Origin of the sequence: Herbaspirillum sp. GCM10030257, from assembly GCF_042666555.1 — a bacterium.
GTDB lineage: Bacteria > Pseudomonadota > Gammaproteobacteria > Burkholderiales > Burkholderiaceae_D > Noviherbaspirillum.
Window position 1 is genome coordinate 151,913 of sequence record NZ_JBHTDH010000010.1, and the last position, 15,730, is coordinate 167,642.

Consider the following 15,730-nt stretch of genomic DNA (forward strand, 5'->3'; position numbering starts at 1 on the left):
GCATGAGTTGCGCTGAAAGGTTACGCTGCGCCGAGATGCTCATAAAGAATGAGGCATCCAATACCTATCAAAATTACGCCGCCCATGACTTCGGCGCGCTTGCCGACAATTATTCCGAGAACTCTGCCGACCATCACGCCCAGCGTGACCATCGTGAACGTTGCAAGCCCGATCGCAGCCGCGGTGACCACAATATTGGCGTCCATGAAAGCCAGGCCGACACCGACGACCATCGCGTCAATGCTTGTCGCAAATCCGGTCACAGCCAATAACCAGAAAGAGTGTCTGCCTGGCTTCTCGACTTCCTCTTCTGCCTCGGAAAATCCTTCGCGAATCATCCTTGCGCCAAGAATCCCCAGAAGAACGAAGGCGATCCAGTGGTCCCACGCGGCCACGTAAGGCGCGGCCACTTGTCCAGCTGCCCAGCCAACGACCGGCGTTAATGCTTCAATGATGCCAAAGATTAGCCCGGTTCGAAGCGCTTCTCGCAGCTGAGGTTTGTGGAGAGCAGCGCCTTTTCCAACTGCTGCCGCAAAGGCATCTGTCGACATGGCAAGGGCAATCAGAGTGGTGGAGATGAAGTTCATTGCAAGCTTTCAGGTCGGGCAAAGACAAATGGCATGCCCAACACAGCCCGACCTCCATCGTGCTGGCATGCCAATGGTCTCGCCAACCTTTCGGCCGCCGGCACCACAGCGAAAAACTTTCCGCCGAGTATGTTGATGCAGGCGCTTCCTGTACAGAAGCCGGCTACTCCCCAATGGGTGCGCCAATATACCATGCTTCAAATTATTGAAGATCGCGAGAAAATCTGAAAGTTGGACTTGACCTTACCATTACTGGAAGGTCTATCTTGACGGTACACCTATGGAGATCTGTATGGATACCGCCCTGAAAACTCAAAACTTTTCTACTGAGCTAACCTTCAAAGTCGAAGGGATGACGTGTGCTTCGTGCGTCTCGCGCGTCGAGAAGGCGTTAAAAGCCGTGCCCGGCGTCAAAAGTGCAGCTGTGAACCTGGCGACGGAGAAGGCCACGGTCCATGTTGAACCTTCCACCACGCTTGATGCGCTGTCGTCAGCCGTGGAAAAGGCCGGCTATGACGTGCCTGGGGAGCCTGTCTCCCTCTCTATTTCCGGGATGACTTGCGCGTCGTGCGTAACCCGCGTTGAAAAGGCGCTCAAGAAGGTTCCGGGCGTCACCGACGCAACTGTCAATCTCGCAACGGAAAAGGCTCAGGTCAAATCGGCTGGCGTATCGATCGACGCTCTTATTGCCGCAGTACAAAAGGCCGGCTACGAGGCTACAGTCGTCACGGACGCCGTCCCAAAGGGCGAAGCGTCCGGCACCCTGCCAACCTGGTGGCCGGTTGCCGTTTCCGCGCTGTTGAGCTTGCCGCTGGTCGTGCCGATGTTTGGCATGCTCTTCGGCCAGGAATGGATGCTGCCGGGCTGGATTCAGCTTTTGCTAGCAACCCCAGTGCAGTTCTGGTTGGGCGCCCGCTTCTATAAGGCTGGTTGGAAGGCGCTTCTCGCACGGTCCGGCAACATGGACCTTCTGGTTGCCATTGGTACCAGCGCGGCATATGGCCTATCCGTCTATCTGCTCGTTGCCCATGCTGGCCACGAAGGCATGATGGAGCACCTGTACTTTGAATCTTCCGCCGTTGTTATCACACTTGTTCTGCTCGGCAAATGGTTGGAGACTCGGGCGAAGCACCAGACCGTCGCTGCGCTGCGGGCACTGGAATCTCTTCGCGCAACGACCGCCATTGTCCGCCGGGACGGTAAGGATCTTTCTGTGCCGGTAGGAGCCGTACGCGTTGGCGACATGGTGATCGTCCGGCCGGGCGACCGCGTTCCAGTAGATGGCACCGTGGTCGAAGGTAGCAGTCATCTGGATGAGTCGCTGTTGACTGGCGAGAGCCTGCCTGTCGCAAAATCGGTGGGAGACAAGGTCACGGGCGGCGCCGTCAACGCAGATGGAATGCTAATCATCGAGGCCGTTGCGGTTGGTGGCGCAACGATGCTTTCGCAAATCATCAAGCTTGTCGAAGATGCGCAAGCGGTCAAGGCGCCCATTCAGCGGCTCGTCGACAAGGTCAGTGCGATCTTCGTGCCGATCGTCCTGCTGATTTCCGCCATCACGTTCTTCGGTTGGGGTTTCTTCACGGGAGACTGGCAGCAAGCACTGCTGAACGCAGTGGCCGTACAGATCATTGCATGTCCCTGTGCCCTCGGTCTGGCGACACCAACTTCAATCATGGCTGGTACGGGTGTCGCTGCAAAGTACGGCATCCTGATCAAGGATGCGGAAGCGCTAGAGACCGCCCACTCGGTGACGACTGTGGCCTTCGACAAGACCGGCACCCTGACAGAGGGCAAGCCAGCTGTTGTCGCCATCGAAGGTGCTGCTCAATCACAGCGCCGCGTGCTGGAGCTCGCCCAGGCAGTGCAGCAGTACAGCGACCATCCGCTAGCGAAAGCTGTGCAGGTCGAAGCCGAAAAGCGCGGAATCACGCTGTGGACTGCAACTGACGCCAAAGCGCTTCCTGGTCGTGGCGTGCAGGCGAATGTCGATGGCGTTGTCACCTATCTTGGTAACACGCGCCTGATGCGGGAAATTGGATTGTCCATCGAACAGATGGAAAAAGTGGCAGCAACACATGAGAGCGCCGGTAGAACTGTCTCGTGGTTGGCGGTTCAGACTGAGACGAAGGTGGAGCTTGCCGGCTTGATCGCATTTGGCGATACGGTCAAGGCTTCAGCCAGGGCAGCGGTGCAGCGGCTCAATGACATCGGCGTGTCCTCTGTCATGCTCACGGGTGATAACTCCGGCAGCGCAAAAGCTGTCGCCACAGCGGTTGGCATTAGCGAATTCAGGGCAGAAGTTCTGCCGGCCGATAAGGCCAATGTTGTCAATTCATTGAAACAAGGCGGGAAGGTGGTCGCGATGGTAGGTGATGGTATCAACGACGCGCCGGCGTTGGCGTCCGCAGATGTCGGCATCGCCATGTCGACCGGAACGGACGTTGCCATGCACACTGCTGGCATTACGCTCATGCGTGGAGACCCGACGCTCGTGGCCGATGCGATCGACATTTCGAAGCGCACCTACCGGAAAATCCGCCAGAACCTGTTCTGGGCGTTTATCTACAACCTCGTTGGCATTCCGCTGGCCGCGTTTGGCCTACTGAATCCAGTCATCGCCGGCGCCGCAATGGCATTCAGCTCGGTGAGCGTCGTTAGCAACGCGCTCCTGTTGAAGCGGTGGAAACCGGCGAGGCAAACAGCGTAACAAGTTGACGACGTAAGATTTGCAGGTCATTTTTCTTTTTTAGGATATAGACGTGAAGACCTATCAGTGCATCGTTTGCGGTTTTGTATATGACGAAGCGGCCGGAATGCCAGAAGAGGGTATCGCACCGGGAACAAGGTGGGATGACATTCCGGCAGATTGGGCGTGCCCGGACTGCGGAGTCGCCAAGTCGGATTTTGAGATGGTACAAATTTAAGGAGGCAATTATGAATATCGGACAAGCTGCCAGCGCCACGGGCGTCACTGCAAAAATGATTCGCTATTACGAAAGCATTGGGCTCATCAAAGAAAGTTCGAGAACGGATTCCGGATATCGCACGTATGGCTCCAGGGATTTGCATACGCTACGCTTCGTCAAACGTGCGCGTACCCTAGGCTTTTCACTCGAACAGATCCGGGATTTGCTCTCTCTGTGGCAAGATCCTGGCCGGGCAAGCAAGGACGTGAAAGCGGTGGCAAAAGCGCATGTGGCGGACCTCGACCGGCGCATCACTGAGCTGGTCGAAATGCGCGACACCCTTACTTACTTGATCAAGAATTGTGCAGGCGACCATCGACCGGATTGTCCCATCCTGGTCGGTTTGGAAAAAGACGACTCGACCGTCGCGGCGCACTGCGCGCATTGATGCAGAGGACGAACCCATATGGACACGCCAGCAATTCCGTTCCGACTGCCGGCCGAGCGGCGGGCTCAACGGCTCAATGAATTCAACAATCGGCGGGAGATTCAGTGGTTTGGTTTCGAAGGGCCTTCGAGGCATCTGGCACGGCTGTTGTCACCTTCAGGAACTTCAATGAAGGTGTTCACGGCGGCGGTGGCACCGCCGCGATCAATGGCGGCGTCATTTCCGATGGGTTTGACGCGGCGTTTGTTTTAGCTGGCCTCGGGCAATAGGATGTAGACGTTGTGGTCACACTGGAACTGTCAGTCCAATTTCTGAGCTTGGCGAAGGCGAGCAACGCCCTTGCGTTTCAAGCGGAAGCGATTCGCTCAGCAAAAAACTTTTGTTTTCTTAGAGGAGTCCTGTACGAGCGAAGCGATGAACGCTCGCCTCATTACGTCGCTGCGACCGGGATGGTCGCCCCCGTCAAATAGTCAACGGTTCAGAGAGATCAAGATTCATCGCCGCTCATGCATCACAAAACAAGATGAAGCGCGACTAGGGCAATGTCAGGGTGACCTCTTTGTTCATGGGCGGATAACAAACGCCACTCTTCTCGTTACACCCCTGGTAGTTCGCAGCCAGCGTCACATTTTTTGCGTTCGGTGCGCGCTCAAGGGAAATCTGAGCTTGGATGTGTTTTTCGTACGTTTCCATCTTGCCGAACGTTGGATCATTCTTCACCTTGCCGGCCGGCAGGTTGACCGATTTGATGGCCACTCCGCGCGTGTTTTTCAACGCAAAGCGGATTCTCTCCCTGTACAGGTAATAACCATTTGCCGGGATCAGATCGACAACCAGCGTCGTCGGTCCGGAAGCCGCCACCTTCAATTTGAATGCTTGGTCAGGCTCCAGAAGCTCCTCTTCCTTCGGACTGGAAAGGAGGTCGCTGAGCCGCATCTGTATTCCAGGAGTTGTTGATTGCTGGGCCATGATCGGCAGATGCACGGAGAAGGAAACCATCACGAACATCAGGCACTTGGATATGTGGTTCTTTAACATGGGTTGTTTCAACTTCGAATGTGGATGCGGTTTTGCTTCGTAAAGTATAGATTCTAAGCAACCGGACTTAAACGAAGGCTGATCTGCTCTGTTTTATTTCATTACAGGATACTCCGCTGCCAATAACCGATTTGGTACTCAGAAGTTGAGTGGACGATATTCCTTGATTTCTCGACTCAAGGAAGACGCGGCTCCTGGAATGAGGTCCAGATCAGTTAAACAACCAGGCTATTTCCCTGTGCCGCGAAGACGCAGCGCATTAGTAATAACAGAAACTGAACTGAGGCTCATCGCCAGTGCGGCAATCATCGGCGATAGCAGTTGGCCCGTGAATGGATAGAGCAAACCAGCAGCCAGAGGGATACCGAGTGCGTTATAAATTAAAGCAAAGCCGAGGTTCTGGCGCATATTGCGCACAGTATCGACAGAGAGGTTGCGGGCACGAGCAATGGCTCGCAGGTCGCCTTTGACCAACGTGACATGCGCGCTGTTAATGGCGACATCGGTCCCGGTTCCCATCGCGATGCCGACGTTGGAGCGTGCGAGCGCTGGCGCGTCGTTGATACCGTCGCCTGCCATTGCTACAACCTTTCCTTCTTTCTGCAGGCGTTCAACATGCATAAGTTTGTCCTGTGGCTTAACCTCGCCATAGACTTCGTCTATGCCAAGTTTCTTCCCGACCGACTTTGCTGTAGTAACACCATCACCGGTCGCCATCACGACCTTCAGCCCTGCCTCTCTCAGTGTTTGTAACGCCTCGGAGGTAGTGGCTTTGATCGGGTCAGACACCGCCAGCAGTCCAACTAGCCGTCCATCTGCTGCAAGGTACATGACACTGGCGCCTTCATTTCGTAGCACCTCTGCCTGGTCGACTAGGGCACGCCAGTCGACTTTTTCCATATCCATCAGAGCGGTATTGCCCAAGGCGATGCGCTTGCCCGCGACTACACCGCGTACGCCAATACCGCTCGAGGACTCGAAGGTTTCCGGTTTATCCAACGCCACACCGCGTTTGCGTGCTTCCTCAACGATGGCATGGGCCAACGGGTGCTCACTTCCTTGGTCAATGCTAGCCGCAATCTGCAAAACGTCTTTGTCCGTAAATCCTTGCGCTGGTACGACTCTGTCGAAAGCAGGTTTGCCTTCTGTCAGTGTGCCCGTCTTGTCGACAATAAGGGTGTCGATTTTTCGCATTGCCTCTATGGCAGCGGCATCCCGGAACAGGATGCCTTGCGTTGCGGCGCGACCGGTCGCCGCCATAATTGACATTGGCGTGGCGAGACCAAGTGCACAAGGACAAGCAATGATCAAGACTGCGACGGCATTGACGAAGCCGTAGACCCAGCTTGGCTCGGGACCGAAAAAGCCCCAGCCAAACAATGTCAGAAGTGCAATGCCGACGACGGCAATGACAAAGTAGCCCGCGACGATATCGGCCAGTCGTTGCATCGGCGCACGGGACCGTTGGGCATTCGCCACCATCTGAACAATCTGCGAGAGCAAGGTCTGTGAGCCGACTTTTTCGGCGCGCATGATCAGACTGCCGCTGGTATTGATGGTGGCCCCAATAAGCTTGTCGCCCGCACGCTTAGTGACCGGCACAGGTTCGCCTGTCAGCATAGATTCATCCAGCGCACTTTCGCCCTCCAGTACCTCACCATCTACCGGCACTTTTTCACCAGGACGGACCCGAAGCATGTCTCCGATATGGACATGGGTGAGCGGGACGTCCTCTTCCTTAGCATCGGTCCCTATACGCCGCGCAGTCTTGGGGGCGAGGCCGAGGAGGGATTTGATAGCCGCAGAAGTCTGGGAGCGTGCACGCAGTTCGAGAATCTGGCCCAGAAGCGTTAAGGAAATAATGACGGCTGCTGCCTCGTAATACACGCCAACGCGGCCGTGCATCTGGAACGTGGACGGAAACAGGTCGGGCGCGACGGTCGCTACTACGCTGTAGATATAGGCAGCGCCGGTACCGGTGCCAATCAGCGTCCACATATTTGGACTGCGGTTTGCAATGGACTGAGCCCACCGCACGAAGAATGGCCATCCGGCATACAGGACTACCGGTGTACTAAGGGCAAGCTCTATCCAGCTTTGTCCAGGAAGTCCTTGCGGGAAGATTTGGTGGCCGAACATTGCCAGAACCGTCACGATGACTGTAAGTGGTAGCGTCCACCAAAAGCGCCGGCGGAAATCGACCAGTTCGGGGTTCTCTTCCTCCTCCAACGAAGGCATCATCGGTTCAAGCGCCATACCGCATTTGGGGCAATTTCCAGGTGCTGGCTGGCGAATTTCAGGGTGCATTGGACACGTATAGACTGTGCCTTCTGGTATGGCTTGTGGCGGTTCGCCCTTAATGTGATTTACATAGGCTTCAGGATTGGCTTTGAATTTTCCCATGCATTTGGTACTGCAGAAATGATAGGCAGTCCCTTTGTACTCAGCCGTCCTCTCCGGATTCGCACTTACCTTCATTCCGCATACTGGATCCTTGTACGGCTTCTCAGGTGCGGTCAGAGTATCGCCATGTCCTTGGTGCCCATGTTGGTGACCGTGGTGGTCATGTCCATGGTCATGGTCATGGTCTTGACCATGGTGATGTTGATGTCCTTTGGTGCGGTTTTCCATGGGACCTCCTATGAGATGCTGCATTCAACGGTGAAGTGAATCGCTGTCTATGGGATGCTCTGTTCCACGCCGGCTACGTTACACCATAGCTATGTGCATCGTAGTCAGGGCATTAATAAAATTGATTGACTCATGTCAAGTTTTGCAAAATAGGTTTGTCGAGGAGCTTAAAACGGCACTAGATGGTTTCCCTGGCATGGTTAATCGAGTACTTTGGTATTTCTACAACTATCTCATCGTTATTATTGACGATGGCTTGGCACGACAATCTGGATCGAGGTTGCAGACCCCATGCCGTGTCGAGCATGTCCTCTTCATTTTCACCCATGGGATTCAGTAAATCGAAACCTTGCTTTACAACGACATGGCAGGTAGTGCACGCACCAACTTTTCCGCATGCATGCTCAATGTCGATATTGTTATCCAGCAAGGCGTCGCAAATAGTGGTTGCGCCGGCTGCTTCGATGGTTGTTCCATGTGGCGTATATTCAGGATGCGGCAGTACTGTGATTTTTGGCATGATGTGAGCCTCCATATACAAAGGGAGCGGCTTTGCAGCTGCTCCACTAGGCCGTCATACTATAGGGCTCGCCGTGACAGGGTAGCCGGCGTCTTTGATTGCGGCCGCAACATCGTCGAGATTTGCTGACGTATCGATGCGTACCTTCTTCGCCTTCAGGTCCACATCAACCTTCGCATTGCTATCAACCATCTGAACTGACCGTGTGACGCTGCGTGCGCAACCTCCGCATGTCATACCTTCGACTTGTAGCTCATACATGGTAATACCTCCTTTGTTAAGTGAGATATCACTGTAGACCTTCCCGCGATGGGAAGGTCAAGTAGGTCTTGTGAGAAAGTAGAAGATGGCCGTCATTAATGTGCCACAGCACCTCCAGGCATGCCTTGCTGCATGGCTGGTACACCGGCAGCCATGCGGCGGCACTCATCCGCGCAACGTCGGCACGCCTGAGCACACTCCTGGCAATGGCTCATCTGATGCTTTGCGCATTCCTCGCCACAAGCCTCGCATGCGTCAGCACAAAACTGACAGATTGCGGCAGCCATCCCGCTTCCACGAGCCATATAAGCCTGCGGCTAATCTGCAAATCGCGGCACAATCAATATCGAGGGCAATGCAACGCGCCATCATTTTTACGTCTTGCTCCTTCAGGCAACTTGCGGCGCAGTGGTCGCATGCCGTCGCACATTCATAACACGCTTCAATACATGACTTAAACTCGTCATTTGCCATCATAATTCTCCTAAGTTTGAATTACGCTTACGGATCTTGACAGTAGTGTTATTGTCGTGTGACCGACGCAGCTGTGGCGGACTGCGTAGCAGTGCCTGTCGTCGGTTGGAAATCACAGATTGAGAACTGTTTGCAGAGCATTTCGCGCATATCGTTTACTTCCATAATCTGATGATGCACGATACCTTCGCAGTAGCCTTTTAGCTGGTGATGGTCGTTGTCAGCTTTGACTTGACAGTCCAAGCTGGGATGAAGCGCACCGTAGTGATGGTTGCTAAATACTTGAAGGAAGGTTCTCTCAAACTGGGCGCCTCCTGGTGCTTGTTCGAGAAGTTGAATTTGTTGCTGACCTTCAGGCCTAACTGTTGGCGTGTGGTTTACACCATACCATTCACGTAAGAATTTTTGCGCCTTTGCAATCTCTTCCCGCTGCATACGGTTTCCCATTCGCGCCATCGACTTGACGTCTTCCATGCCTGCCTTTGGTGGCGTCGCTGAAGTTCCTGGCGTAGGCGATGTACCTTCTTGTGGGTTGTTGACAGGAGGGTCACGTTGAACGTCTGTGCCTGCTGCCAGTTCGGTCATCCGCAATGCCGAGTAGTGGTGATCAATGATGAAGGTGAGGTAGTCACGCTCAAACTGTGCGGTAGCACCGCGTCCAGGACCGTCTGCCTGGGCGGGTGTCATCACGATTGCCGAGAGCGTTAATGCAGTTACCGTGAGACCCTTGAATAGGCGAAGTGAACAAGTTACTTGGGTCGAAGTTCCAGAGTCGTAAGCCACTCGATGAGACATGATGCATTTCCTTTAAAGTGAATGTAAGAATGATGCAAGTCCGTGTCCTCCTTGAGCGCGTATAGCAGCTCTTTGGCTGCTCTCGTCTCATGTCGGTCACTTGGTAGCAAGCCTCCATTCCTTCTTCCACTTGCTCATCTGCGCTATTTCCTTCTTTTGCTCATCAATGACTTTCTGGGCCGTTTTCTTGACCTCCGGATGCTTAGCCTTGGTCAATGCCGACTGAGCCATTTTCACAGCCCCCTGATGATGTCTTGTCATCATGTCGAGAAACATGGCATCAAAAGGGTCACCAGTGCTTGCCTCGAGCTTTTCCACGGACATTCCCTTCATGGATTCCGCCATGCCGGGCATCTTCATATTGATGGCATCCCCCTTATCCGGGTACCACTGATTCTTCCACTCTGTCATCTGCTTGATTTCATCTTGTTGGTCGTCGATGATTTTCTTCGCCATTTGTTTCAGTTCGTCATGTGATGACCTTTTCTCGACCAGTTGAGCCATTTCGATTGCGCTCTGGTGGTGTGCCGCCATGGTGTCCAGAAACTGGTGCTCGAACTCCGCTTTGGACGCATCGGGTGAGCTCTGCATTGAACCGTGACTCATCTTCCCTGGAGAGGATTGACTGCCATGCATCCCGGAATGCGCTCCGGCCTTTTCTTGTGATATCGCAGGTGCTGATAGAACGATGGATGTCAGCGCTATGGCTGCAATTGAAGGGATGTGCATACTTGCTCCTAAAGTTGAATAAATGGTTTGACTGTAATAAGCAACCTGATTCAAGCGATAGGAGTGTACTTGTCGAAAATTGTTCTCATTTCGTCAAGCAGTTATACGTTATTTTTTATTTATCTTTTGTATGCACTTTGCGAGCGTGCAGGCGACTTCCTGGACTGGGGATCCATGCGCCTATGAGAGGTCTGGCGGCATCATATGCGCCAGACCATTAGAGAGCTTTACTGTTATTGCTTAGCGTCGATCTGTGTCACGATGAATTGACCACCTTCCTTTTCGGCGACGAAGCTTACCTTGTCGCCTTGCTTCACTTTGTCGAGCAGCGATGGGTCTTTGACTTGAAATACCATTGTCATAGCGGGCATATCGAGGTGCTTCAACTCAGCATGACGAATGGTGATTTTCTTTGCATCCTTATCCACTTTTCGGATTTCGCCGTCAGTTGTTTGACTAGCTGACGATGCGGAACTAGCCGGTGCAGCCGAATGCGATGCCGCATACAAGCTAAACGGAGTAGCAGCGAGCATTGCGCTGACGAATGTCAGTTTTGCGATTGTCTTCATTGTCGAATCCTTTCGGGTGAGATTAGTTGTAATGCTTATAGACGGAATGCTTGCCATTGCCTTGCACCAGCATCACGTCGTATGGGTCCTTGCGTGGGCTTTCCATTCCGGGTGAGCCCAAAGGCATTGCAGGAACCGTTAATCCTTTTGCTTTCGGTTTCTCAGCGAGGAGCTTTTTGATTTCTGTTGCAGGTACATGACCTTCCAGGGCATAACCTTGGACCATGCCGGTGTGGCATGAGCCTAGCTCTTGCGGGATACCGAACTTTTCTCTGTAATCTGACGGATTGGCCACGTTTTGGGCATTGACCTTGAAACCGTTCGACTCCAGATGCTTGACCCACTCGGAGCAGCACCCGCAGCTTTCGCTCTTATAGACTTCAATAACCGGTGTCGCAGCGTTAGCTGACAGATGTACCGCCAACACTCCTACCAGTGCCGCCTTGAACAACATATGTTGTTTCATGACTATCCTTTCTTGACGGTGATTTTTCCAATCATCCCTGCTTCAAAGTGGCCCGGGATCAGACATGCGAAGTAAAACTCGCCTGCCTTGGTGAACTGCCAGACCATTTCCTCTTTTTTGCCCGGGCTGACATGGGACATGTAGGGCTCGTCGTGCTCCATGCCAGGATGTTTTTTCATCAGCTCACCATGCTCTTTCAGCTCTGCCATGGTGCCGATAACCATTTCGTGCATTATCTTTCCCTTGTTGGTGACGACGAATTTGATGGTCTCTCCCTGTTTGACGGTGATATCTGCCGGACCAAAGCGCATGGTGTCAGCCATATCAATAGCAATCGTCCTTGTCGCCTTTTTCGGGTCGCCTTGCTTACCAAACGCATGTTCTTCGGTGGAGATTGACGCGTTGGCGTCCGCCATTTTGTGAGTCTCGCCAGAATGTGCATGTGCGGTGGACGCGCCAAACGTCGCTGCAAATGACATTGCGATGGCGGAAAACGCCTTGATTGCGGTTTGCTTGTTCATATAGTTTCCCTTGATATTTTGGTCAATATTTTTTAGTGATGTCCGTTATGACCAGTCGGCTTTCGTACTGTCATTTCAACGCTTCCAGTCTTGTTTGCTAAGGGCATGGACTGTCCGCCTGCAGAGCCGCTGCGTGTAGGCGCCGGCACTTCTCCCTTCCATTCGTAGGCCACAGTACCGGCTGGGTGCTTGTACCAGCCCGGGTCTTTGTAATCGCCTGGCTTCTGGTCTTTGCGTACCTTGACCACAGTGAACATGCCACCCATTTCGACGCCACCGAACGGACCCTTGCCACCCATCATCGGCAATGTGTTGTCTGGAAGCGGCATCTCCATCTCGCCCATGTCAGCCATTCCGCGCTCACCCATGACCATGTAGTCAGGCACGAGCTTGTTGATTTTCTGCGCGACACCGCGATGGTCCGCACCAATCATGGTTGGCACGTCGTGCCCCATCGCGTTCATGGTGTGGTGGGATTTGTGGCAATGGAACGCCCAGTCCCCCAGGTCGGTTGCGTCGAACTCGATCGCACGCATCTGGCCTACCGCGACGTCGGTCGTGACTTCTGGCCAGCGTGACTCTGGACGAGTCCAACCTCCATCAGTGCCTGTCACGACGAACTCGTGACCGTGCAGGTGAATAGGGTGGTTAGTCATGGTCAGATTGCCGAAGCGGATACGCACACGGTCGCCCTGGCGAACATTCATCGAGTCGATACCGGGAAAAACCCGGCTATTAAACGTGAACAGGTTGAAGTCCAGCATCGTGTTGACCTTTGGCGTGAAGCTGCCCGGCTCGATGTCGTAATTGCTCAGCAAGAAAACGAAGTCACGGTCCACCTTCATGAAGTTTGCATTCTTCGGATGGGTCACCCAGAACCCCATCATACCCATGGCCATCTGCGTCATTTCGTCCGCATGCGGGTGATACATGAACGTGCCCGGCCGCTTTGCTTCAAACTCGTAGACGAACGTTTTCCCTGCCGGGATGCCGGGCTGTGTGAGTCCTGTTACGCCATCCATGCCGTTCGGCAGACGCTGGCCATGCCAGTGGATGCTGGTGTGCTCAGGCAGTCTGTTTGTTACGAAGATTCGGACGCGGTCACCTTCCACCACTTCAATGGTCGGACCTGGCGATTGGCCGTTGTAGCCCCACAAGTTGGCCTTCATGCCAGGAGCGAGCTCACGTACGACCGGTTCCGCTATGAGGTGAAATTCCTTGACGCCGTTGTTCATGCGCCATGGCAGTGACCAGCCGTTCAGCGTCACGACGGGGTTATAGGGGCGGCCGTTCGGCGGTACCAAAGGAGCTGCTGTAGCAGCGCTTTCCATGATTGGCGCTTCAGGCAACGAGGCGGCGCCGACACGGCTGACCACGCCTGCGCCAACCAATGCAGCTGCGCCTGTAAAAAAATCTCTACGGGAAACCATTTCTATTCCTTTTCAGTGTTCTGCGCCGCCGGCCTCAGCAGGGACGGCACTACGAATTTCAACGTTGCTTCCACCAGTACCATTGATAGCAGCTTGCAAGGCTGTTTCGGCTATCCAAAAATCGCGTTGCGCCTCAATGGCGGTATTCACGCTACTTACCTGGTCGCGCGCGTCGGTCAGCAGTTCGAAGACACTGGCCAGCATGCCGTTGTAACGGAGGAGTACTTCATCGGAAATCTTCTTCCGCAGGGGGACGACTTCGTTCTGGTAGTGCCTTGCCAGGTCATAGGTGGTGCGGTAGGCTGAATAAGCCTCCCTTACCTGCGAGCGTGCGCGGATGGCAAGGTCGGCGGTCCGGTGCACCGATTGCATGTACATCGCCTCTGCGCGCGCGGTCCGGGCGCCGCTCCAGTCAAACAACGGGAGTTCCAGCTCAATCTCGTAACCGTTTGCGCGCGGGGCACCGGTTTCGCTCATGTTTGTATAGCCGGCATCCAGGACATTGATGAAACGTGTTGCCTTGGTCAGACCTAGTGCACTGGCGGTAGCGTGAGCGTCGCGCTTTGCCATTTGTACGTCGAGGCGCTGCTCCATTGCCAGCTGTTCAATGTTGGCGATATCGCGAGGCGCCTTCGGCAAATCAGGCAGCCTGTCCGGCAGCTTGAACGCAGTGTTGGCCCCCCACAATCCAAGGAGACGGGTAAGCTGCTCGCGTGCAGCTGTCGCGTTGTGGCGCGCACGGGCAACCTGAGCGGTAGCGTCGGCATAAAAAACCTGCTCGCGTGCCTGGTCAAGTTTGCTGACGTTGCCAACTTTTGCCAGCCGCTGCGAAAGTTCGGCACCTGCATTGGCTGCTTCCTGGACTTGCTCCATGTATTTCACAGTCTGCTGGGCAGCCACCGCGTTGAAGTAGGCCTGCCGAGTATCAGCTGCGAGTTGAACCGCTTGGGATGCCGCTTGCAGCTTGGCCTGTTCGAAGCGTCGTCCTTCGATTCGGCTTCGAATCGGCATGGTAACAATACCAATCAAATCAAACATGACACTGCGCTCAATCTCAACGTCCTCCCCGCCACGCATACGGCCAAAAGAGAAGCTCGGGTTACGCATGCGGCCGGCTTGTACAAGGTCAGCCTCCGCCACACCGAGCTCGGCCAGCGACGCCTGGAGCCCTTTATTGTTTTGCAGCGCAATCTGAACCGCGGTGTCAGGTGTGAGCGGTTTTTCAAGCAGCGTCTTTACGGCATCAGAAGGTGCGTTGGCGTCAGCAGTGGGTTTGGAAAGCTTCACGGACTGACCAGTACGCTCATTGGTCATGCTAGAGACGTTGTCGAGTCCGCCATCGGCAGAGAAAGTCGCACAACCACTAAGGAAGAGCGTAAATAGGGCTGCCGCCACCGCCGAACGACGGGGAAAATATTGTTTTTCAGTCATTGCGTATCCCCTTAGTGATGCTTGCTGTGGTCGACCGCGCCACCTTGGGCAGGAGCTGAAGGGGCAGCACTGGAGGCTCCGGCAGGTTGGCTGGGACTGTCTTTCATCTGACCAGCGTGTCCACCGAGCTTGGCCATTTCTTCATTGGCGGAGCGCCAGACTTTATCTGGAGTATTGCCTTCATCACCAGGTGACCGATAGCCTTTGAAGGCCGACTCGTAACTGATGGCAGATACGGGTGCCGTGGCATCAGTAGGGACGTGTTGTGTTTGTTTATCTTGTGCGATAGCAGCGACGGGGACAAAGACCCATGCGGCGAACGCAAGCCATTGCTTAGATGACATTTTTTCCTCGAAATCGGACGGAACGAACGTGCGACTGCACGCGAACTTACGCGAGGGGGTGAAACGACGAGCGAATGCAACTCGCCATTAGCCCCTCAGGGAGTATTAAGCGGAGAGGTGCCTTGGTGGGCGTTCAAGGCTAGCGGGAATAAAGCCGGTAAAGGATACGACAGGAGGAAGGACTGCTACTTCGGCGCTGCTGAGTACAGGTGTTATCAACAGGCTTGGAGGAGGTGCTGCGGCACCAAAACAGCACGCCGCACAGGCGCTACATGAAGAAATTTTTTGGAATTGCTTGGAACCCGATTCGAGGTCGCTTCCAGCATCCGCCAAACGGTCGGTGCTCATATCAGCGTCATGTCCCACCATGTCGGAATGCGAGTGGGGCGTCACACTGCTGTCATGATGGTGGTCGACCGTACCTGTGCTAGTGGGCGACACTGCATGATGGCGCGGTCCACAAGACGCTTGGACGACCGCAGCTATGCCTTGAACAGGCAGAGCAGCAATCAGCAGCCAAAGCACAAATGTCTTGAGGACGCGGTTCATATAATTAGTTTAGCATGAGCGTAGTTAT

Annotated in this window: 17 protein-coding genes, 1 pseudogene and 1 riboswitch; of the genes and pseudogenes, 4 read left to right on the forward strand and 14 right to left on the reverse strand. The window is 54.3% G+C overall.

Going from position 1 to position 15,730, the window contains the following annotated elements:
* Positions 1–20 precede the first annotated feature (20 nt).
* The gene (gene mntP / locus ACFQUU_RS16780; protein WP_382249138.1) at positions 21–587 is read right to left on the reverse strand and encodes a manganese efflux pump MntP; all 567 of its coding nucleotides are present in this window, start codon (positions 585–587) and stop codon (positions 21–23) included.
* A 10-nt stretch (positions 588–597) separates the two neighbouring features.
* Positions 598–776, reverse strand: a riboswitch (yybP-ykoY riboswitch).
* Between the two features lie 103 nt (positions 777–879).
* Between mntP and ACFQUU_RS16785 the strand changes: the two genes are divergently transcribed.
* Genes ACFQUU_RS16785 through cueR form a run of 3 tightly spaced genes read left to right on the forward strand, consistent with a single transcriptional unit; the run spans position 880 to position 3,944 of the window.
* On the forward strand, positions 880–3,297 hold the full coding sequence (locus ACFQUU_RS16785; RefSeq protein WP_382249140.1) for a heavy metal translocating P-type ATPase: 2,418 nt from the start codon (positions 880–882) through the stop codon (positions 3,295–3,297).
* A gap of 52 nt (positions 3,298–3,349) precedes the next feature.
* Entirely contained in the window at positions 3,350–3,514 is a 165-nt protein-coding gene (locus ACFQUU_RS16790; protein WP_382249142.1) for a rubredoxin, read from the forward strand.
* A gap of 10 nt (positions 3,515–3,524) precedes the next feature.
* Positions 3,525–3,944, forward strand: a complete 420-nt coding sequence (gene cueR / locus ACFQUU_RS16795) for a Cu(I)-responsive transcriptional regulator (protein WP_382249144.1) — start codon at positions 3,525–3,527, stop codon at positions 3,942–3,944.
* Between the two features lie 534 nt (positions 3,945–4,478).
* Here the strand turns inward: cueR and ACFQUU_RS16800 are convergent.
* Positions 4,479–4,982, reverse strand: a complete 504-nt coding sequence (locus tag ACFQUU_RS16800) for a protein-disulfide reductase DsbD N-terminal domain-containing protein (protein ID WP_382249146.1) — start codon at positions 4,980–4,982, stop codon at positions 4,479–4,481.
* Between the two features lie 228 nt (positions 4,983–5,210).
* Positions 5,211–7,502: a heavy metal translocating P-type ATPase gene (locus tag ACFQUU_RS16805; RefSeq protein ID WP_382249222.1), complete on the reverse strand. Its 2,292-nt coding sequence runs from the start codon at positions 7,500–7,502 to the stop codon at positions 5,211–5,213.
* 9 nt (positions 7,503–7,511) lie between these two features.
* Between ACFQUU_RS16805 and ACFQUU_RS16810 the strand changes: the two genes are divergently transcribed.
* Positions 7,512–7,652 (forward strand): hypothetical protein, encoded by a 141-nt coding sequence (locus tag ACFQUU_RS16810; RefSeq protein ID WP_382249223.1) that lies wholly within the window; start codon positions 7,512–7,514, stop codon positions 7,650–7,652.
* Positions 7,653–7,791: 139 nt separating this feature from the next.
* On the opposite strand, the gene fdx is transcribed toward ACFQUU_RS16810, so the two are convergent.
* The 11 genes and pseudogenes from fdx to ACFQUU_RS16865 form a co-directional block, all read right to left on the reverse strand.
* Positions 7,792–8,133, reverse strand: a complete 342-nt coding sequence (gene fdx / locus ACFQUU_RS16815; protein ID WP_382249148.1) for an ISC system 2Fe-2S type ferredoxin — start codon at positions 8,131–8,133, stop codon at positions 7,792–7,794.
* A 54-nt stretch (positions 8,134–8,187) separates the two neighbouring features.
* The gene (locus ACFQUU_RS16820) at positions 8,188–8,394 is read right to left on the reverse strand and encodes a heavy-metal-associated domain-containing protein (RefSeq protein WP_382249150.1); all 207 of its coding nucleotides are present in this window, start codon (positions 8,392–8,394) and stop codon (positions 8,188–8,190) included.
* A 95-nt stretch (positions 8,395–8,489) separates the two neighbouring features.
* Positions 8,490–8,868, reverse strand: a pseudogene (locus tag ACFQUU_RS16825) (four-helix bundle copper-binding protein).
* 48 nt (positions 8,869–8,916) lie between these two features.
* The gene (locus ACFQUU_RS16830; RefSeq protein WP_382249152.1) at positions 8,917–9,663 is read right to left on the reverse strand and encodes a DUF305 domain-containing protein; all 747 of its coding nucleotides are present in this window, start codon (positions 9,661–9,663) and stop codon (positions 8,917–8,919) included.
* 96 nt (positions 9,664–9,759) lie between these two features.
* Complete coding sequence (locus ACFQUU_RS16835; RefSeq protein WP_382249154.1) at positions 9,760–10,392, reverse strand: DUF305 domain-containing protein; 633 nt, start codon at positions 10,390–10,392, stop codon at positions 9,760–9,762.
* 233 nt (positions 10,393–10,625) lie between these two features.
* Positions 10,626–11,018, reverse strand: a complete 393-nt coding sequence (locus tag ACFQUU_RS16840) for a copper-binding protein (protein ID WP_382249156.1) — start codon at positions 11,016–11,018, stop codon at positions 10,626–10,628.
* Entirely contained in the window at positions 10,984–11,427 is a 444-nt protein-coding gene (locus tag ACFQUU_RS16845; RefSeq protein ID WP_382249158.1) for a DUF411 domain-containing protein, read from the reverse strand. Before ACFQUU_RS16845 ends, ACFQUU_RS16840 begins: the two co-directional genes overlap by 35 nt.
* Positions 11,428–11,429: 2 nt before the next feature.
* On the reverse strand, positions 11,430–11,948 hold the full coding sequence (locus ACFQUU_RS16850; protein WP_382249160.1) for a plastocyanin/azurin family copper-binding protein: 519 nt from the start codon (positions 11,946–11,948) through the stop codon (positions 11,430–11,432).
* Positions 11,949–11,980: 32 nt separating this feature from the next.
* The gene (locus tag ACFQUU_RS16855) at positions 11,981–13,378 is read right to left on the reverse strand and encodes a multicopper oxidase family protein (protein WP_382249162.1); all 1,398 of its coding nucleotides are present in this window, start codon (positions 13,376–13,378) and stop codon (positions 11,981–11,983) included.
* A 12-nt stretch (positions 13,379–13,390) separates the two neighbouring features.
* Positions 13,391–14,809 (reverse strand): TolC family protein, encoded by a 1,419-nt coding sequence (locus tag ACFQUU_RS16860; RefSeq protein WP_382249164.1) that lies wholly within the window; start codon positions 14,807–14,809, stop codon positions 13,391–13,393.
* A gap of 11 nt (positions 14,810–14,820) precedes the next feature.
* Positions 14,821–15,153 carry a hypothetical protein gene (locus ACFQUU_RS16865; RefSeq protein ID WP_382249166.1) on the reverse strand — a complete coding sequence of 111 codons (333 nt, stop codon included), beginning with the start codon at positions 15,151–15,153 and terminating at the stop codon, positions 14,821–14,823.
* Positions 15,154–15,730: the final 577 nt, after the last annotated feature.